Consider the following 19,935-nt stretch of genomic DNA (forward strand, 5'->3'; position numbering starts at 1 on the left):
GGGGCGCTCTCGCGCAGTGCGACCGTGGGAAGAAGTGGGGGTGAACAGCCGCCGGGACCGCGGCTTCGCCGAGGTGGTGACCACCAGGAACTGCGGCTCGGTCCCCTCATGTCTCCCTCAATGACCACGACGACCCCTGTTTTGTGACAGGTATGACACACCAAGTTGTGACGGGGGGTCGGAGGCGCCCGGTGAAGAACGGTGAAATCGGTGCGGTCCCGCAGAACGGTTCGGTACGTGTCACACCTTTCATGGGTGGACTGTCATAAGGGTGAAAGCGGTGCACATGTCCACTCACACCAGGAGCACAGTCGTGAACGATCCGGTACTTGAGTCCGCTGCTCAGGAGCTCGCGGAGGCGACAGCCAATCCGCCGTTCCTGTACGAGCTGGGTGCGGAGGGCGCGCGGAAGGTCCTCGACGATCTGCAGGCGGCACCCATCGAGAAGCCTGATGTGGAGGAGAAATGGGTGACGGTGCCTGCCGAGGTCGGCGAGGTGCGGGTGCGCGTGGTCAGGCCCGCCGGTGTCGAGGGTTCGCTCCCGGTCGTTCTCTATGTGCACGGCGGCGGGTGGGTCATCGGCAACGCGGGCACCCACGACCGCCTGGTGCGTGAACTGGCCGTCGGCGCACAGGCTGCCGTCGTGTTCGTGGAGTACGACCGTTCCCCCGAGGCCAAGTATCCGGTGGCGATCGAGCAGGCGTACGCGACCGCCCGGTGGATCACGGCGAAGGGCGCCCAGGAGGGACTGGATGCCACCCGGCTGGCCGTGGCCGGAGACTCGGTGGGCGGGAACATGACGGCCGCGCTGACGATCATGGCCAAGCAGCGGGGTGACGTGTCCTTCGTGCATCAGTCGCTGTACTACCCGGTGACGGATGCGGGCCAGGACACGGCGAGCTACCAGGAGTTCGCCGACGGTCCGTACCTGACCGCGAAGGCGATGGCCTGGTTCTGGGACTGCTACACCACCGATCCGGCTGAACGCGCCGAGATCACCGCGTCTCCGCTGCGGGCGGAGCTGAAGGACTTGGAGGGGCTTCCGCCCGCCCTCGTCCTCGTCGACGAGAACGACGTCCTGCGCGACGAGGGCGAGGCCTACGCCCGCAAGCTGGTCCGGGCCGGTGTCGCGACCACCAGCATCCGCTACAACGCCACGCTGCACGACTTCATGATGCTGAACCCGCTCCGGTCCACCGGGGCGACCACCGCCGCGATGCAGCAGGCCGTCACCACACTTCGCGTGGCACTGCACACCGGCTGAGACCGGACGCCCGCGGGACACCGCGCGCCCATGGCGTCGGGCCGCGCTCCCCGACCGGGAGCACCGCCGGCCGGGGCGGCAACCCGCTCATCGCCCCGATCCCCCGGGCGGGCATTCCGGGTGAGACGCCGCGCGCGTCGCCCGTCGGCCCCGCTGCGACGCGAACCCCGCGACCGCAGCCGGACCCGTCACGGACCGGTGTCCGTGACACCTCCACTCCCTGCCGTTCTGTCCGTGCGTGTGTCCGGAGACGGCCGGTTCGGTTCATGACTAGAAAGGCTCTGTGATGAGATCTTCTCGTTCCCGGCGTACTCGTTCGCTGGTTTCCCTGATGGCCGCGGTGACGGTGGCCGCCTCTGTCCTCGCGGTGTCGGCGTCGCCCGCGAGCGCGGGGAGGGAGCATTCCTCCTCCCCCTCCTCGTCGAAGCGCAAGCCGACCGTGGTCCTGGTCCATGGCGCGTTCGCTGACTCGAGCAGCTGGAACGGAGTGGTGAAGAGGTTGCGACGGGAGGGATATCCCGTGGTGGCCGCGGCCAATCCGCTGCGTGGGCTGAGCAGCGACGCCGGGTATCTGAAGGAAGTCCTGGCGGGGATCGACGGACCGGTGGTGCTGGCCGGTCATTCGTACGGCGGGTCGGTCATCAGCGACGCCTCGTACGGTGCGCGGAACGTGAAGGCACTGGTGTACATCGCGGCCTTCCTTCCCGAGAAGGGGGAGAGCGCGGTCGAGCTGTCGGGGAAGTTCCCGGGCAGCACGCTGGGTGAGGCGCTGCGGCCCGCTCCGGTCACGTTGCCCGACGGAACGGCGGGCACGGACCTGTACATCGAACAGGGCAAGTTCCGGCACCAGTTCGCGGCGGATGTTCCGGAGGGTACGGCGGACGTCATGGCGGTGACCCAGCGCCCGGTGACCAGTGCCGCGCTGGAGGAGGGTGCCTCCGAGCCGGGCTGGAAGACGATTCCGTCGTGGGTGCTGGTCACTGAGCAGGATCTCAACATCCCGCCCGAGGTTCAGCGTTTCATGGCCGATCGTGCGGACGCGCACACGGTGGAGGTGCGTGCGTCGCACGCGGTGAGTGTGTCGCGCCCCGATGAGGTGGCGCGGGTCATCGAGAGCGCGGCGCGGACGGTTCGCTGACCGGCGGACGGAGCCGGAGGGCGGGGTGGCGGGCATGCCACCCCGCCCTCCGGCGGGAACCGCCCCGAACCGGCGCTGAACGGCGTGCTGTCCGTCGTCAGTGCCGCGTCCCGGGGCGAGAGGAGAGGACATGCGTCACCAACCCCGGATCGTCCGGATCGGCCCGGCCGACGTGGAACGTGTGGTCGCCCTGCACAGCAGATGCTCCGCGCACACGCTGTGGAGCCGCTACCACAGGGCGATGGGCGATCCCCGTTCCTACCTGGGGGCCTTGCTGTCCCGCCCCGGCTCGGTGCATCTGGCCGCGCTGGGCGCCTCGGGACGGCTCGTCGCCGTGGGACATCTGATGCCTGACGACGGCAACGCCGAGGCGGCACTCCTCGTCGAGGACGCGTGGCAGAACAACGGACTGGGGACCGGACTCCTCCGCCACCTCGGCCGGTACGCGGCCCGACAGGGCTGGGAGGAGATCCATGGCCTCATTCTTCCCGGCGACGACCGGGTCCCGGCGATGCTGCGCCGCATCGCGGTGCCGGTTCGCCGCGTGCGGGAGGAGGGCGCGACGACGGTCTGTGTGGCGGTCGGCGACATCGTCGGCCGGGGCGATGCGGAGGCATCGGGCACCCCGGGAAACCGTGTCGCGCAGGGCGCCCACGAACAACCGTGTCACTGACGGGGAAGTATCCAGGGACTACCGGTCATCAGAGCCTCACGCCTGTCGTCGTATCACGAGGACGGCGTCACGATCGTGGGTGGGCCGCTTCTCCAGCAGAGGCGGGGCTGCCGCCGGGGTGGCTCCCGGCCACGTCGCCACCGGATCGACGCGGAGCGGATGGCCGCTGTCTTCCGTCCTCCGGTCCGTGGAGTACCTGTGCCCCGGACAACTGATAGACCGGCGAGCCGCCGCCGGCGTGACACGTGCTCCTCGGCTCCAGGGCCGTACGCTCGGCAGCAGTGAGGACCGTGGCCTCCTCGGCCCGTAGGGCCACCAGGTTCGGACGCAGCCGTTCCTCGCCCGCGACACCGGCGCACGCGGCGTGTGTGCCGGTGCGGAGACAGCGCACGAGCAGGTGAGGACCGCAGCCCGAGTAAGCGCGGTCGCCCCGGGAGCATCGCACCGGGCAGGGCGATCGCATCATCAGCGAACACAAGGTGATCACCATGGCAACCGAAAGTGTCCTGCACCCGAGTCTCATCGTCCCGATCGGGCACGTCGAGCCCGTACCCCGCCGCATCCGGGGAATGATCGGCGGCCGGGTCGCCTTCGACACCCGCCGCGCGCTGTACGTATGGGAATGGCAGGCCTACCCCCAGTTCAGCATCCCGGTCGAGGACCTGGTGGACGGTGTGCTCCTCGACGACAAGCACACGGAGCAGCTCGGTGCCGGACCCGCGCACCGTCACACGCTGCAGGTCGGTCCGGAGGTCCGTGCGGGGGCTGCGTGGGTCTGGGGAGAAGGGGCGCCGGGGCCGCTGCGCGGCACCGCGTACTTCGCGTGGGAGGCGCTGGACGCCTGGTTCGAGGAGGACGAGCCGGTGTTTGTCCATCCCCGGAGCCCCTACTCCCGCGTGGACGCCCTGCGATCCGGCAGCAGCGTCCGGGTCGAGGTGGACGGTGTCGTGCTGGCGGAGGCCCCCTATTGTGTGAAGCTGTTCGAGACCGGCCTGCCGACCCGCTACTACCTCGACCGCACGCACATCGACTGGGCCCGGCTGCGGCACTCGGACACGGTGACCCGCTGCCCGTACAAGGGAACGACGAGCAGCTACTGGTCGTTCGACGGCGAGGCCGGCTCCCACGAGGACATCGCCTGGACGTACGACTTCCCGACCATCCAGGCCAACCGCATCGCGGGGCTCACCGCCTTCTACAACGAGCACGTCGATCTGTATGTCGACGGCTTCCTGCTGCCGGGCACCACCGATGCCGGCCAGGTCCCTCCGCGCGGGCCTGCTGCCCCTTAGGGCGTGTGGGTCCGGCCAGGACCGCTGTCGGCCGCCGCGGTGAAAGGCGGGCCCGGCCCGCGCGCGTGATGCGGAAATGCTGCCTCCGTTCGGTCCAGCCGAACGGAGGCAGCACAGTCGAGGAGAGGGGCAGCGGGGACTGGGCCCTTCCCCCCGAGTTCGGGGGCGGTGATCAGCCCATCTCCTCCAGTGTCTTGCCCTTCGTCTCCTTGACGAACTTCAGGACGAACGGGATGGAGAGTGCGGCGAAGACCGTGTAGATCACGTAGGTCGCGGACAGGTTCCAGTCGGCCAGCGACGGGAAGCTCGCGGTGATGGCCCAGTTGGCGATCCACTGGGCCGAGGCGGCCACGCCCAGGGCGGCGGCGCGGATCCTGCTCGGGAACATCTCGCCGAGCATGACCCAGACGATGACCCCCCAGGACAGGGCGAAGAAGAGGACGAACACGTGGGCGGCGATCAGGGCGACCCAGCCCTGCGTGGCCGGCAGCTTGCCGTCGACCAGATGGGCGGAGAACGCCCAGGCCTCCAACGCCAGGCCGACGACCATACCGACCGAACCGACGATGGCGAGCGGCTTGCGGCCGACCCGGTCCACGAAGACCATCGCGATCACGGTGCCGACGATGTTGATGATCGACGTCGTGAACGAGTAGAAGAACGAGTCCGAGGGATCGACACCGACCGACTGCCACAGCGTCGAGGAGTAGTAGAACGCGACGTTGATGCCGACGAACTGCTGGAAGACCGAGAGGCCGATCCCGATCCAGACGATCGGCTTGAAGTAGAAGCCGCCGCCGAGCAGGTCCTTGAAGCCGGACTTCTCCTCACGGTGCATCGCCGTCTCGATCTCGGTGATGCGGGCGTCGAGGTCGACATGGGCGCCCTCGACGTCCTCAAGGATCTCGCGGGCCCGGTCCCGCTTGCCGACGGAGATCAGGAAGCGGGGGGACTCGGGGATCGCGAAGGACAGCAGCCCGTAGACGACCGCCGGGATCACCATGACGCCGAGCATGAGCTGCCAGGCTTCCAGTCCCATCACCTTGCCGCGCTGGTCGCCGCCCGCGGCGTTCAGCAGACCCCAGTTGACCAGCTGTGACACGGCGATGCCGATGACGATCGCCGCCTGCTGGAAGGAGCCTAGCCGGCCGCGGTAGGCGGGCGGGGAGACCTCGGCGATGTACGCCGGGCCGATCACCGACGCCATGCCGATGGCGAAGCCGCCGATGACCCGCCACATGGCGAGGTCCCACAGCGCGAAGGGCAGGGCCGAGCCCACGGCGCTGACGGTGAACAGGACCGCGGCGATCTGCATGCAGCGGATACGGCCGATGCGGTCCGTGATGCGCCCGGCGGTGGCGGCGCCGATGGCACAGCCGATCAGCGCGATCGCGATGACCTGGGCCAGAACGGCGGAACCGACGTCGTAGCGGTCCCGTACTGCCTCGACGGCACCGTTGATGACGGAACTGTCGTAGCCGAAGAGGAAGCCGCCCATGGCGGCCGCCGCCGCGATGAAGACGACGTGCCGGAGACGATCGGGATGAGCCGCTCCGGCTGCTGGGAGTGGCTCCTGCGCTGTGCTGGTCACATGTACTCCTCGGGCTCGTCGGCAACGCCGCCAGAGCGGTTCGCCCTTCGAGGTGCCACCGGTGGGTACCTGAGGGGGAACGCGACGTTGCGATGGGTTGTCTGCGGGCGGGCGGATGGGGTGGATGAACCCTCCACATGCCACGGTGTGCACACCGTCGGTGCGGGGATCGGAGGGAGCCCGTCGAGCTTTTCGCCGGGCCGAGCAGATCCGGCCCCTCGCCCTCATGACGGGAAGCGACACCTTTAAGACAGCCCTGGCCCGACTGATGTGACACGGTGCACCGACGGGATGCAGCGTGTACGGGGAGCCGGCGGGTACGGAGCGTGGCGGCCGCGGTCCGCGGCGGCCCGTCGTGAGCCGTCGGACTCCCTCCCGGCCGAGCTTCCGGACCCGGCGGTGCCTACGGATCGGGGACGAGAAGTTGCACGAGGCCTTCCAGCTCCCCGGTCCCGGCGGCGGCCCGGAACGCGCTGACCAGGCGGCGGTGTTGCTCGACGGGGACCGGCTGCTCACGGTCGCATTCGAGGCGGGTCTGCGCGCGGTGGACCACCACCCTCGCGTTCGGCGCGCTGATCCGAAGAAGCTCCGCCAGTTCGGCGTAGGCGTAGCCGAAGCCCTTCCGCAGCACATAGGCAGCCAGCCGGTCCGGCGTCAGTCTCGCCATGAGCAGGGCCAGCGCCGCCTCGACCGCGGTGGCTTGCTCGGCACTCAGTACGGGATCCTGGGCGGCCCGGTCCCCGAGGTCGGCCATCTGCGGCTCGGCCGGCGTCTCGTGGCGGTGGCGCCCTGACCGGATGACGTTGATCGCCAGCCGGGTCGTGGCCGTGGTCAGGAAGGCGGCCGGATTCCTGATCTCCGCCCGGTGGGTGAGCTGCCAGCGCAGCCAGACCTCCTGGACCACGTCTTCGGCCCCGGAGGCGTCGCCGAGGATGCGGTACGCGATGCGGAACAGCCGTGTCCGCTGAGCCAGGAAGACATCGAGGGCGAGGTCCAGGCCCTCCGCGGGCCGGTCGGGGGTGGTCGTCTCCGGGCTGGGCGTGGGCATGGGGGACTCCTCTTCGTGGACGGGCGCGCCTGGAGGGCGTCGCCTCCACCCTCGGCCCGAGGCGGTGCCCACCGCGCCCTTGTCCCACGTGGTCCATCCGGGGGGTACCCAGGGGGTCATGCACCGGCTCTCAGCGCCCCCGCCCCCCTGCGCCCCCGGCCGGGGTGCTCGCGAGCGCATCCGGCAGCGCACGACGTGAGTTGATCCCGAGCTTGGTGTACACCTTCCGCAGGTGCCACTCCACGGTGTGGGGGCTGATGAAGAGTTCCGCGCCGATCCTGGCGTTCGTCATCCCGTCCGCGGCGAGCCCGGCGACCTGCGACTCCTGGGGGGTGAGGGCGCTCGGCGGCCCGCTCTCCCGCTTCCTGACGTGCTCGCCGGTGGCGAGCAGCTCGCGGCGAGCACGCTCGGCGAAGGCGTGCGCGCGCATGCCGTCGAACATCTCGTGAGCTGTGCGCAGGTGCTCCCGGCCCCGTGCCCGGTGGTGGCTGCGGCGGAGCCACTCGCCGTACAGCAGATGGGTGCGTGCCACCTCCACGGTCACTCCGCCGCGACCGAATTCCCTGATCGCGGTCCGGTACAGGCTGTCGGCCTCGTCCCCTTCGGCGAGCAGCGCCTGGCTGCGGGCACCCGCGCCACGGGCCCAGCCGGAATCGGCGGCACGGGTGAGTTTCAGCAGCCTGGCCAGCGAGGCGCGGGCCTGGTCGAGTTCGCCGCACCGGGTGGCGGCCTCGACGTGCTCGACCAGCGACAGGCCGGTGAAGTTGAACCCGTCGTGCTCGATCCCCGTACGAGCGGCCTCCAGGGCGTCCTCGTAGCGTGCCAGTCCGTTGAACAGCACCCCCTGGATGTAGCCCATGGCGCCGAGCAGGGACACCTCGCCCAGCTGGTCGGCCTGCTGCCTGGCCTCCTCGATGATGCCGGCGGCTACGTCCGCCTCGCCTCGCCATGCGGCCAGGACGAGCGTCGCGTACTTGTGCGGGGCGTGGCCGGTCGCGTCGGCGAGCGCGTCGGCTTCGCCGATCATCCTGGCGGCCTCGCCGAAGTCGCCGTAGTGGATGTGCACCCCGCCGGCGTAGATGAGCGCGGGGGGCAGCGCGCTGAGCGCGCCGATGTCGCGGGCCAGGCGCACCGCGCGACTCGACAGCGCGTCCCACGCCTGCAGATCCCAGGCGTAGTGGATGAAGGCCTCCAGGGCGACCGGGGCCAGCAGCAGCCAGCGCATCGCCGACTCCCGGGTGCGGAGCTCCTCGTGCGCGAGCAGCTCCAGCGCGCCGCGCAGTGCCGGGACACCGCTCTCGGGGCCGTCCGCGAGGAGCGCGGCCACACCGTCCAGGAGCAGGTCGGCCGCCTCGGAGCCCGAGGGGGGTGCCCCGGATCCGCGGGCCGCGATCGCGGCGGCGCGAGCTCCCGCGGGACCGTGGACCCGGCCGGCGAAGACGGTCGCTCCGATCGCCTCCAGGTAGGTCTCCCGCGCCAGGGGCGACCCGGCGGCGGTGAACTGCGCCGCCGCGTCGAGGAGAAGGGGTGCCGCTTCGTCGCTGCGGCTGCGGGCGAAGAGGATCCTGGCCCGCAGCCGTGCCAGGCGCGCGCGGTCCAGGGCGCTGAGGGGACACAGTTCAGCCAGCGTCGCGAGTTCCGTGGCCCGGTCGGGCGCGGCGGCCGAGAAGTGCGCCTCCGCGGCCGCGAGGGCACGGCGCCCCCGCGGCCAGGGGTCCGGCGTCACCTCGGCCGCGCGTTCCAGCAGGACCGCCTCGGCCGCGATACCGCCGCGCTGCCGCGCGCGGTCGGCAGCCTGCTCCAGCCCCGCGGCGACCTCCTCATCCGGTCCGTCGGCAGCCTGGGCGGCGTGCCAGGCGCGGCGGTCGGGGTCCAGGACGCGGTCCGTGGCCTCGGCCAACGCCCGGTGCACGGCTCGGCGTTCTTCGGGCTCGGCTCCGTGGTAGACCGCCGAACGGACCAGCGGATGCCGGAACCGGACGGACTCACCGAATTCGATCAGTCCGGCCGCCTTGGCCGGTGCGGCCTGTGCGGTGATCTTGAGAGAGGCGGCTGCGCGGACCAGCAGGCGGGCGTCACCGACCGGTTCCGCCGCAGCGATCAGCAGCAGTGTCCGGGTCGCCGCCGGCAGCGACCCGAGCCGGCTGACGAAGTCACGTTCGACCCGGCTCGCGACCGGCACCTGGGTGTCCGGGCTGCTCGACGAGTCGAGGCCGTAGGCCAGTTCGGCGGCGCTGCGACCGCGGGAGAATTCGAGCAGCGCGAGTGGATTGCCGTGCATCTCGGCCACGAACCGGTCCCGGACCCGCTTCTCCAGCCGCCCGCCCACGGTGGCCACGAGGAGCCGGCCTGCCGCGACGGTGTCGAGCCCCCCGATCCGCAGCGCCGGAAGACCGTTGAGCGCGGTCCGTCCTTCGGGGTCACGTACGGCGAACGCCATCGCGACCGCCTCGGCGAGCAGCCGCCGGGCCACGAACTCCAGGGTCTGCAGGGACACCTGGTCCAGCCACTGAGCGTCGTCGACGAGAACGAGCACGGGTCGGGTCTCGGAGGCCCGGGTGAGCAGGGTGAGCACGGCGAGGCCGACCAGGAAGCGGTCGGGCGGGTCTCCGGCCGCCATCGCGAACGCCACACGCAGGGCATCGCGCTGAGGTGCCGGCAGCTGTTCGAGCTCACCCAGGAACGGCGCGCACAGCTGGTGCAGGCTCGCGTAGGGCAGCTCCATATCGGCTTCGATGCCGTGCGCCCAGGTCACTCTCACCCTTGACGCCTGCGCGGCCAGGTAGTCCAGCAGCACCGACTTCCCGATGCCGGCTTCGCCACGGACCACCAGCACGCGGGACCCGCCGTCGCGCAGGCCGGTCAGCAGTTCGTCGAGCGCCGCGCACTCGCGTTGCCGGCCGACCAGTTCCGGAAGCGGACGGGCGATCATGCGATGTGGCTCCTCAGGGGAATCCGGGAGCGGAGAGCTCCCGCAACGGTTCTCGGAACGATCCTTGCCACGATACCCGGAACAGTGTCAACACCGTGTGTTCGGATGGTGTGACGGACTCCACGTCAGGAAGTGGGGCGAGGCTGTCACGCACGCCCCCGCTGTCCGGTCGACCACTGCCTATGATCTCGCCCGCCCGCTGTCGCAGGAGGTCCCATGTCGTCATTCGGATACCAGCTCGCCACGTCCGTGCTCGTGGTCGGGGCCGGAGGGGCAGGCCTGCGGGCGGCCGTCGAAGTCGCCGAGTCCGGTGTCGCGGCCATCGCGGTGGACCGGCGTATGACCGAAGACGTGCACACCGTCATGGCATGGGGAGGATTCGACAGGGCAAGCGCCACCGTCGGCGACGCAGGGGAGCGGCGCGCGGCCGATACGCTGCGGGAGAGCCACTTCCCGGCTGATCCGCGCACCGCACGGGTCGTCGCCCGGTACGCGGAGCGGGAGTGCCGCGCCATGGGACGCCATGGCGTGCGTCCCGACCGCCGGGGTCCCGGTGAGCCCGCACAGCGCCGGTTCGGTGGCGACGCATACCGCCGAACCGCGCAGGCAGGGGAGTACACCGGCCCGGAGGTGCGGCGAGCACTCCGTGAACACGTGCGGCAGCTGGGCGTTCCCGTCCTGACGAACATGTACGTCACCCGCCTGCTGGTCGACGACGGGACCGTGTTCGGTGCCTATGGATTCGACCTCGTCGACGGCTCGCGCTACCTCGTGCACGCGGACTCCGTGATCCTCGCGACCGGAGGGCACACACGCATCTGGCGACGTACGTCCTCGCGTCGCCATGAGAACACCGGCGACGCGTTCCGCCTCGCGGTCGAGGCGGGCGCCCGGTTGCGCAATCCCGAACTGGTGCGGTTCCACCCCTTCGGGCTGATCAGGCCGGAGAACGCGGCGGGCGTGCTGGTCGGTGAGGAGGCACGCGGTGAGGGCGGAGTCCTGCTCAACAACCTCGGTGAGCGGTTCATGACGCGCTACGACGCCGAACGGATGGAGCGCGGCAGCCGCGACGGGGTCGCCATGGCGTCGCACCGGGAGATCGGAGAGGGCCGCGGGACCCCGGCAGGTGGCGTCTGGCTCGATCTGTCGCACCTGCCGCGCGAGACGGTCCTGACGCGGCTGCCGCAGGTGCACCGGACCGTGTGGGACCGGCAGATGGTCGACATCACCCACGATCCGGTCGAGGTCGCGCCGACGGCCCAGTACTCGCTGGGTGGTGTCCGGGTCCGGCCCGAGGACCACGCCACCGATGTCATCGGGCTCTATGCGATCGGGGAGGCAGCCGGTGCTGTGGACGGTGTGCACCGCCCGCAGGAGCGTCCCCTGATCGAACTGCTCGTCCACGGCCGAATCGCCGGCCGGGCCGCGGCGGAGCGCTCGGCCGGGCTCACCGCGCAGTACCGGTCGCGGGCCGCGGTGCGCGCGGCGGAAGCGGACGTCAACCGGCTGCTGGCCACCGACGACGACGAGAACACCCGGGCCCTGTCCCGCGCGGTACGCCGTCTGATGACGGAGTCCGCCGGTGTCGTACGGGACGGGGCCGGGCTCACCGCCGGACTCGCCGGGCTGGACGAGATCGAGGGCCGTATGCGGAACATGGGAGTGCACGTCGACATCGGCGGCTTCCAGGACCTCGCCTACGCCTATGACCTCAGATCCGCCGTTCTCTCCGCTCGCGCGACGCTCGAATGTGCGTCGGAGCGGCGGGAGACACGGGACTGTCACAGGCGCTCGGACTACCCCCGCACCGATTCGGATCCGAACGCCAACCTGGTGTGGTCCCCGGCGACCGGGGTGCGCCGCGAACCCGTGCCGCCCGCCCCCGCCGATATCGCCGCGGTGATCCACGACGTCTCAGCCGGCCCCTCGCGGCCGGGCCACGAGGTCTGACCCCCGGTACGGTCCGGAGCCCTCCGCATCTGCTGACGGCACGGCACGGCGCCACACGCCGCAGCCCGGTGCTGACGCCTTCGGTGGGACGAAGGAGACCGGGCCCCCAGCCGGTGTGTCACACGCGCGTGCGCCGCCCGGTCTCTACGGGAGAGCGCGCGAGCCCCACCCCGGGGCCCGCGCCTCGGCCGAGAGGAAGACCCATGACCGCACGCACCGTGTCCATCGCCGAAGGCGGACGTCTCACCCGATCCATCGCGATCGGCACGCACAGGCTCACGGCCGACGAACCCGAGCCCATAGGGGCCGACGAGGGCCCCACTCCGGGAGAGCTGCTGCTGGCCGCGCTGGGTTCCTGCACGTCTATGGCCGTGCGGGCCCTGGCGGACCGCCGTCGCTGGTCACTCGAGCGCGTCGACGTGGCCGTACGTTTCGACGACCAGGGACGCATCGTCAAGAACGTCGGGCTGACCGGTGATCTGGAGCCGGTCCAGCAGAAGGAGTTGCTGGCGGCGGCCGGACGCTGTCCCGTTCACCGCCTGCTGACCAAGGAGCTCACGATCGTCACCGTACCCGCGTTGACGGCGGAGCCGGACGCGTCGCACGCGTAGGCCCTCACAGGGGGATCGGGCCGGGAGGCGCAGGCCGGCTTCAGGCGGGGGCCGCCGTGCCGTCGAGCAGCGTGTCGTTGATCTGCCTGCGGGACGCGATGCCGAGCTTCGCGAAGATCTTGCGGAGGTGCCATTCCACGGTGTGCGGGCTGATGAAGAGCTGCGCCCCGATCTCGGGGTTCGTCATCCCGTCGGCGGCCAGGCGGGCGACCTGCGCCTCCTGGGCGGTGAGCGCGGCGTGCGCCCCCTCGGTGCGTCTGCGTACCGACGCGCCGGTGGCGTGCAACTCGTGCCGGGCGCGTTCCGCGAACCCGTCGACCCCGATGCGGCTGAGCACCTCGTGGGCGATGTTCAGCTGCTCGCGTGCGTCGACGCGGCGGTTCTCCCGGCGCAGCCACTCTCCGTAGAGCAGATGGGAGCGGGCGTACGTGATCCGGACGTCGGTGCGGCCGAAACGCTCGATCGCCTCCCGGTACAGGGCCTCGGCCGCGGGTCCCTCGCTCACCTGGGCACGCACCACGGCCGAGGTGCCGAGGGCCCAGTCGGTACCACTGGCGCGGGCCATGTCGTCGATCTGCCGGGCGGCTTCGGCGGCTCGGTCCGGTCTCCCGCTGCGCGTCGCCGCCTCGACGAGCTCGATCTTCGACCTGATCGCCAGTCCGAGCTCCTGCAGGTTCGCGCCGGCCTCCTCTGCCGCGGCGTACGCCTCTCCGTAACGGCCGAGTCCGTTGTAGAGCACCGCCTTTGCCCACTGCGTCGAGCTGAGCAGCTTGCCCTGCTGCCCCTGTTGTCCCTGCTGCGAGGCCGCGTCCAGGGTCATCGCGTCGATCGCCCGGAGCGTCGCCTTCTCCCGGCCCTTCCACGGCTCCGTCACCAGGGACACGTAGTGGGTGAGGTAAGGGCTGTTGGTGGCCTCACCGATGATCTGAGCCTCCGCGATCAGCAGGTCCGCGTGGTCGAGTTCACCGGCCAGCACCCGGTTGGACACGAGCTGCAGGAGTGCGGACGGCAGCACCGACAGCGCCCCCACCTCCCGGGCCAGATCGACCAGTCGCGTCGAGAGCACCGTACTGCTGTGGAAATCCCAGACGTTGAAGGCCATACGGGCGGCGAGCGGATACCAGCCGAGGCCTTCCTCCGCGGAGAGCTCTTCGGCGCAGAAAGCAGCCAGAGCCTTGTGCACCATGGGCGCGCCTGCGGCGAAGCCGTCGACGATCATCGTGGCGAGGCCCCGCAGGAGCAGGTCCCCGCGCGCCGGTGACGGCCCCTGCGGTGCGGCCAGCATGGCGGTGGCGACCTCCTGCAGATGAATCCTGTGCGGTACACGGTCGGCGATGAGAGCGGCGTTGAGCGCGTCGCGGTAGGCCTCCTGGGAGAGTCCCGCGTCCAGCGGTTCCAGACGTCGGGCCGCTGCGAGGAGCAACGGCACGGCGTCGCCGGAGCTCTTGGAGGCGAACAGGATCCGACCCCGCAGGAGTGCGGCCTCGGCGAGCCGGTGCTCGCCCATGGGGCCGAGGGTGGCGGCGGCGAGAAGTTCGCGCGCGCTCTCGTACCCGCCGGCCTGGTACATGGCACGGGCCGCGTTCATGGTCCTGGCGCCGCGGACGGTCCGGTCGGGGGTCAGCTCGGCGGCTCGCTCCAGGAACGCGGCCGCCGCCGCGACTCCGCCGCGCGCCTGGGCCCGGCCGGCCGAGCGCTCCAGCTCCACGGCCACCGCCTCGTCGGGGCCGGTCGCGGCGCCGGCCAGATGCCACGCCCTGTGGTCGGGGTCCGTGTCCGGGGCGGTCGCCTCGGCCAGTGCCCGGTGTACGTCCCGGCGGGCCTCGGCCGTCGCCACCCGGTAGGCCGCCGCACGCATCCCGGGATGCCGGAACCGTACCCGCGCCCCGATCGTGATGAGCCCGGCCGCCTCGGCCGGCGACGCGGCGGACGGGTCGATCTCCAACAGCTCCGCCGCACGGGCCAGCAGAGCCACGTCACCCATCGGCTCGGCCGCCGCGACGAGCAGCATCAGCTGTGTCTCGGACGGCAGAGCCTGTACGCGCCGCAGGAAACTCAGGTCGATCTGGCCCGCCCACGCATATGCGTCGGGGCGTGCGAAGCCGCCTGCCAGCTCCGCGGGCGTCAGCCCGCGGGGCATTTCGAGCAGGGCCAGCGGGTTTCCCTGGGTCTCGGCGACGATGCGGTTGCGGACCCGTTCGTCGAGACGGCCCGGGACCACGGATTCCAGGAGAGCGCCGGCGTCGTTGTCGCTCAGTGGCTCCACGACGAGCTGCGGCAGCTCCGCCAGCTCTGCCGGCTCGGCTTCGAGTGAGGGCTCCCGCACGGCGAGGACCAGGCCGATGCGCTCGGCCCGCAGGTTCCGCGCGACGAAGACAAGCGTGTGCAGGGAGATGTCGTCCAGCCACTGGACATCATCGACGACACAGATCAGCGGCTCCTTCGCGGCCACCTCCGTCAGCAGGCTGAGCACGGCGGGCCCGACGAGCAAGCGGTCCGGTGACGCCCCTGTGATCAGGCCGAAGGCCCTGCCCAGTGTGTCGCGTTGCGATGCCGGCAGGGAACCGAGATGCCCGAGAAACGGGGCACACAACTGATGCAGGCCGCCGAACGGCAGCTCGGTCTCGGACTCGATGCCCACCGCCCCGGCCGGACGGCACCCGGCCGAGCCGGCGCGCACGTGGTTGAGCAGCGCGGTCTTGCCGATGCCCATCTCGCCGCGCAGCACCAGTACGGCACTGCGACCGGTCCGTACGGTCGCCACGAGTGAGTCCAGCGTCTCGCACTCGACCTGCCGACCGCGGAGCCGTGCCCCGGGATCTCCGTCTGCCACCGGCATCGGCACCGCCCCTGATGACTGTTTGTCTGATCGCTGATCACCGTATGACAGCGGTTTCCGGTGCTGCGGCTCAGATCAACCGGCATTCTATCCTTTCGGGCACCGCCCCCATCGGTGTGCGGCTCAGGGCTTCTCGCCCGGATCGTGCCGGGCTCGTGAGCCGGCACGATCCGGACGAGAAGTCCCGGGCGGAGCCGGTCGATTCGGGGCGTTTTCTGTGCGTGCGGACAGTCGTGCGGAGTCGCGGAGGCACCCCCCAGGGGCTGCCCCAGGGGGCCAGGGTGTGGACCAGGCACTCCCCAGGGGGTGCGGAGGGGCCCGGCAGTCGATGCTGGCCGGCAACAGCATCAACAGATGCCGCATGCCGGGCCATGACCATGAAGCAGGGGGATCCGCGGACGGCCCACCGGCACCGCACCGAGGGCGCGCCGGACACGGTGGGGGCGGCAACGCCCGGGTGTTCACCGGCGCCCCACCTCGGATCGTCACATGCGGGCAGGGCCCCTGGAGCGCGGCGAGGCGCGCCCCCGCGAACCCTCGTTCCGGCGGCCCCTGCCGGCAGGATGCGCGGACCACGCCCTGATCCGGCGGTCCCGGGGAATGCCGCCCGAATCGGCAGTCCGGGGGAGTGGCGCCCGAACCGGCGGGCCGGGTCACCGGAGGCTCCGTCCACGGCCCGGTGCCCCGCACCCCCGGGGCTGTTCGCCCGATGTCCCGTAGCCGCGCCAGTCGCCGCATCGATCCCCGCAGGAACGGAGACTTGAGGCTCATGCATTCCGAGTCGTCCCCCACGGAAGACACGCTGGACGTGGCCGTTGCCGTGTTCGTGGAGCAGTCCCGTACGGGGACCGGGGCATCGCCGGCCCGCTCCGCTCCCGGGCCTGATCCCCGCGCCGCCCGGCCGTGGTGGGACGCCCCCGGTGCTCGCCCGGCGTATCGGCGCGGGTGCTCACACCTGCTTGCGCGAGGTGACACCGAGCTTGCCGAAGATCTTCCGCAGATGCCATTCGACCGTCCGGGGGCTGAGGATGAGGCGTGCTCCGATCTCGGGGTTGGTGAGCCCTTCACGGACCAGCCTGACGATCTGGACCTCCTGGGGCGTCAGATCGCTCCTCGTGGTGTCCGTGTGCTTCCGGACGGTCTCACCGGTGGCGCTCAGTTCCCGCGCGGTGCGCTGCGCGAAGCCCTGCATGTCCATGGACGCGAAGAGGTAGTGAGCGATGAGCAGTTGCTTCTGGGCGGTGTGACGGCGCCCCGTCCGGCGCAGCCACTCGCCGTACACGAGGTGGGCACGGGCCGTCTCCCCTCGGATGCGGGTACGGCCGAGAGCTTCGATGGCCTTCAGATAGTGGCCTTCGGCCTCGTCCCCCTCACTGAGCAGAGCGCGCGAACGGGCTTCGATGCCCATCGCCCAGTCCGATCCGCTCGCCCGGGTCAGCTCGGTCAGCCGGTCCAGGGCGTCGGCGGCCCGGTCCGGTGTTCCGGTACGGGAGATCGCCTCGATGTACTCGACGAGGGCCCACACGGGGATGCCCATCTCCAGCTGGATGTACTCCCGGCTGGCCATGTCGGCCGCCTCCGCCGCCTCCGCGTACCTCCCGAGACTGTTGTAGAGCAGTGCCCGGGCCCATCGGCTGACCACCGGCCCGACACCTTCGCCGCGCTGCTCCACCCCGTCGTCGGCCTGTTCGCTCAGGTCGATGCACTCCTCCTCCCGGCCCCGCCACGCGGCGACGAAGAGGGCGCCGTAGATGGGGGCGGCCGTTCCGACCGCCTCGGCGACCGTCCGTACCTCCTCCGCGAGCGCCGAGGCCTCCGCGAGTTCGCCGTCGAGGACGTGCACCACGCAGCGCATGGTCAGCGCGAACGGCAGGGCGGTGGCCTGTCCGGTATCCCGGGCGAGTTCGAGATGCCGGGCGCCCATCAGCGACATCGTTTCGTGGTCCCACAGGCCCACCGCCGTCACACAGATCAGCCACAGCCAGCGCAGCCCCTCCTCCGGGGAGAGGTCCGGCTCCGCGAAGGCGCGCAGAGCCACGCGCAGGCCGGGGACGGCCGCGGCATGGCCCTCGACGATCCGCTTCGCCAGGCCGTCGAGCAGGAGATCCGCGGGACGGGGCGGCTGTGGTGCCGGCATCGCGCGCGCCGCTCTCGCGGCTTCGTACTGACCGTCGTCGTACGCCTGAGGGCCGGCGAAGATCGCCGCGTTGACGACCTCCAGGTAGGTGTCCCTGGCCAGTTCGATGTCGTGGGCGGCGATCCGGGCGGCCGCGCCGAGGAGCAGTCCGGGTGCTTCACTGCCCCGGTTCGAGGTGAACGCGATCCGGGCGCGGGTGAGATCGACCTCGCCGCGGCGACGCTCGTCGAGGGGGCCCTTCTCGACGACGGACAGCAGGTCCAGGGCGAGATCCGGGTTTCCCGCCGCATGGGTCGCACGTGCGGCGGCCAGGGCCCGGTCCTGCCGGCGGACAGGATCGGGCGTCAGCTCCACCGCACGGGCCAGGAACGCGGCTGCTGCGGCGACCCCGCCACGCTTCTCCGCCCGCCCCGCGGAACGTTCGAGCTCCGCGGCGACCCGTTCGTCGGGGCCCGACGCGCCGTAGGCCGCATGCCAGGCGCGGCGATCGGGATCGGCGGCCGGAGCCGTCACCTCGGCCAGTACGCGGTGTGTTCTGCGCCGGTCATCGGACGACGCCGCCCAGTAGACGGCCGAGCGCACCATGGGGTGGAAGAACCTCACGCGATCACCGATCTGGACGAGACCGGCTGCCTCCGCGCCCGCGGCGGCGTCACTTCCGAGCCCCAGCTTCTCCGACGCACGCCGGAGCAACGCCGGTTCGCCGGTGGGATCCACCGCCGCGGCCAGCAGGAACCCGCGTGCCTCGTCGGTCAGTCCGGCGATGCGGCGCATGTACGCGTTCTGAATGCGGTCGCTGACGGGCCGGTCGCTCGGAAGACCGAAGCCGCCGGCCAGTTCCACAGGCGTCGACGTCTTCGGGAGCTCCAGCAGCGCGAGCGGATTACCCCGAGACTCGGAGAGGATGCGTGTCAGCACTCGTTCGTCCCACGGGCCCGGCAGCACGGAGCGCAGCAGGGCCCGCGCGTCACGGTCGGGCAGGCCCTCGATCAGCAGCTCCGGCAGGGTGGAGGGTTCCGCACCGCCGGGCGCTTCCTCGTCCGGCACCCGGGCCGCGAACACGATCGCGACCGACTCGGCGAGCAGACGTCGCGCCGTGAACTCCAGACTCTGCCGGGAAGCGCTGTCCAGCCACTGCGCGTCGTCCACGACGCACAGCAGGGGCCGGCTCCGGGCGGTCTCGGAGAGCAGGCCGAGGACACCGAGGGCGACGAGAAAGGCGTCGGGGGCGCGCTTCGAGCCCATCCCCAGAGCTCCGCTGACGGCATCGCGCTGCCCGGGCGGAAGCCTGTCCAGCCGGTCGGTCATGGGTGCGCACAGCTGATGCAGGCCCGCGTAGGGAAGTTCCATGTCCGACTGGACACTCGTGACGAGGGCGACCTGGAACCCCCGCGCCTGGGCCATCACGTACTCGAGCAGCCGGGTCTTTCCCACCCCCGGTGCGCCCCGGAGGGCCAGCACCCGGCTCTCTCCGCCCCGCACGGCGTCGAGCAGCCCGTCCAACAGCTCGCACTCATCGTTCCGCCCGAAGACCGGCATCCGTGTCACGAGTCGATGCGCCGTTCACTCCGTGCCCGCGCTACGGGACGTGTGGTCTGACCGGTGAGAGGAGCAGCGCTGCCCCGTCTTCTGGCATGGTGGCCGGACACCTGTGTGCCTCCGTCGTGAACCCGAGCCGTCGGCCTGAGCCGATGGCAGCGGAAGGTGTGAGCGGTCGGACGCCGGAACGCTCGCTCCAGCGGTGATCCTCTGCCTGCTCCGGTGAGAGTGCGTCAAGGGGCGTACCCGCTCTGCCCGTCGCAGGCGCCGGGCCGTCGGCCGTGCGGTCGTCCCGTCGGGGTGGAGTACGTGCCTTGTCGCGCCTGCCGCACCGAGGTCGACAGGTGCTTTCTTCAGACGCTCGCCGAGGGGGCGCTTGCCGCGTACCGGCTCATGACCGGGACTCGTCGGGCCCGTCGGCTACGCCGAACCCACCGGTAACGGCGCTGCGACGTCCAGTCGCGGCACATGGCCTGCCGACGCTGCGCGGTGACTGATGGACACCATGCTCCTCGTACTAAGAGTATGCCCAGCACTTTATCGCTCAATGGATTCCCGGAGGGCTGGAACCGGAAGGAGTCAGGCAAGCCTCTCCTTCGTCCGGCCCGGGACGGGCAGGCATCCGGCCGTGACGCTGCGCCGCGGAGGGGGCCTGAAGCGCCGTCGGGCAGGCGGGCGAGCGGGCGCCGACGGGGCCGAGCGGCGGACAGACCGGGCGCGGGCGCCGGTGCCGGGGCGCGGTACCCCGGGGTACCCCCGGGGATGACCAGGGTGTGGACCAGGCATCCACCAGGGTGCCTCGGAGGGGGGCGATGGACGACGGTGAACACGATCGCATCGGCAGATCTCGTGGCCGGCCGGTCCGAGGCCGTTGCCCAGGGTCGTTCGCCCCGTGCCGTAGCCGCGCCAGTCATCGCATCG

The 19,935-nt window shown here is 71.3% G+C and carries 11 protein-coding genes; 6 read left to right on the forward strand and 5 right to left on the reverse strand.

Features of this window, described 5'->3' with window-relative positions:
- Positions 1-313 precede the first annotated feature (313 nt).
- The 4 genes from ACGFZA_RS41755 to ACGFZA_RS41770 all read left to right on the forward strand — a co-directional run bounded on the left by ACGFZA_RS41755 (position 314) and on the right by ACGFZA_RS41770 (position 4,367).
- Positions 314-1,264 (forward strand): alpha/beta hydrolase, encoded by a 951-nt coding sequence (locus tag ACGFZA_RS41755; RefSeq protein ID WP_385282458.1) that lies wholly within the window; start codon positions 314-316, stop codon positions 1,262-1,264.
- A gap of 331 nt (positions 1,265-1,595) precedes the next feature.
- Entirely contained in the window at positions 1,596-2,402 is an 807-nt protein-coding gene (locus ACGFZA_RS41760; protein WP_385282456.1) for an alpha/beta fold hydrolase, read from the forward strand.
- Positions 2,403-2,532: 130 nt separating this feature from the next.
- A complete protein-coding gene (locus tag ACGFZA_RS41765; RefSeq protein WP_393686268.1) occupies positions 2,533-3,075 on the forward strand; it encodes a GNAT family N-acetyltransferase in 543 nt (180 codons plus the stop codon).
- 488 nt (positions 3,076-3,563) lie between these two features.
- Positions 3,564-4,367, forward strand: a complete 804-nt coding sequence (locus ACGFZA_RS41770) for a DUF427 domain-containing protein (RefSeq protein ID WP_385282447.1) — start codon at positions 3,564-3,566, stop codon at positions 4,365-4,367.
- Positions 4,368-4,539: 172 nt separating this feature from the next.
- Here the strand turns inward: ACGFZA_RS41770 and ACGFZA_RS41775 are convergent, their stop codons facing one another.
- From ACGFZA_RS41775 to ACGFZA_RS41785, 3 genes are all read right to left on the reverse strand, one after another.
- Entirely contained in the window at positions 4,540-5,958 is a 1,419-nt protein-coding gene (locus tag ACGFZA_RS41775) for a sugar porter family MFS transporter (protein WP_385282444.1), read from the reverse strand.
- 403 nt (positions 5,959-6,361) lie between these two features.
- Positions 6,362-7,006 (reverse strand): sigma-70 family RNA polymerase sigma factor, encoded by a 645-nt coding sequence (locus ACGFZA_RS41780; RefSeq protein ID WP_393686271.1) that lies wholly within the window; start codon positions 7,004-7,006, stop codon positions 6,362-6,364.
- Positions 7,007-7,136: 130 nt separating this feature from the next.
- Positions 7,137-9,938: an AAA family ATPase gene (locus ACGFZA_RS41785; RefSeq protein WP_393686273.1), complete on the reverse strand. Its 2,802-nt coding sequence runs from the start codon at positions 9,936-9,938 to the stop codon at positions 7,137-7,139.
- Positions 9,939-10,154: 216 nt separating this feature from the next.
- On the opposite strand from ACGFZA_RS41785, the gene ACGFZA_RS41790 reads away from it, so the two are divergent.
- A complete protein-coding gene (locus ACGFZA_RS41790) occupies positions 10,155-11,888 on the forward strand; it encodes an FAD-binding protein (protein ID WP_393686275.1) in 1,734 nt (577 codons plus the stop codon).
- Between the two features lie 203 nt (positions 11,889-12,091).
- On the forward strand, positions 12,092-12,499 hold the full coding sequence (locus ACGFZA_RS41795; RefSeq protein ID WP_385282434.1) for an OsmC family protein: 408 nt from the start codon (positions 12,092-12,094) through the stop codon (positions 12,497-12,499).
- A 40-nt stretch (positions 12,500-12,539) separates the two neighbouring features.
- Here the strand turns inward: ACGFZA_RS41795 and ACGFZA_RS41800 are convergent, their stop codons facing one another.
- Both ACGFZA_RS41800 and ACGFZA_RS41805 read right to left on the reverse strand, forming a co-directional pair.
- Complete coding sequence (locus ACGFZA_RS41800) at positions 12,540-15,338, reverse strand: LuxR C-terminal-related transcriptional regulator (RefSeq protein ID WP_393686278.1); 2,799 nt, start codon at positions 15,336-15,338, stop codon at positions 12,540-12,542.
- A 949-nt stretch (positions 15,339-16,287) separates the two neighbouring features.
- Complete coding sequence (locus tag ACGFZA_RS41805; RefSeq protein WP_393686280.1) at positions 16,288-19,014, reverse strand: AAA family ATPase; 2,727 nt, start codon at positions 19,012-19,014, stop codon at positions 16,288-16,290.
- Positions 19,015-19,935 lie beyond the last annotated feature (921 nt).

Source organism: Streptomyces sp. NPDC048211 (assembly GCF_043202315.1).
Taxonomy (GTDB): domain Bacteria; phylum Actinomycetota; class Actinomycetes; order Streptomycetales; family Streptomycetaceae; genus Streptomyces.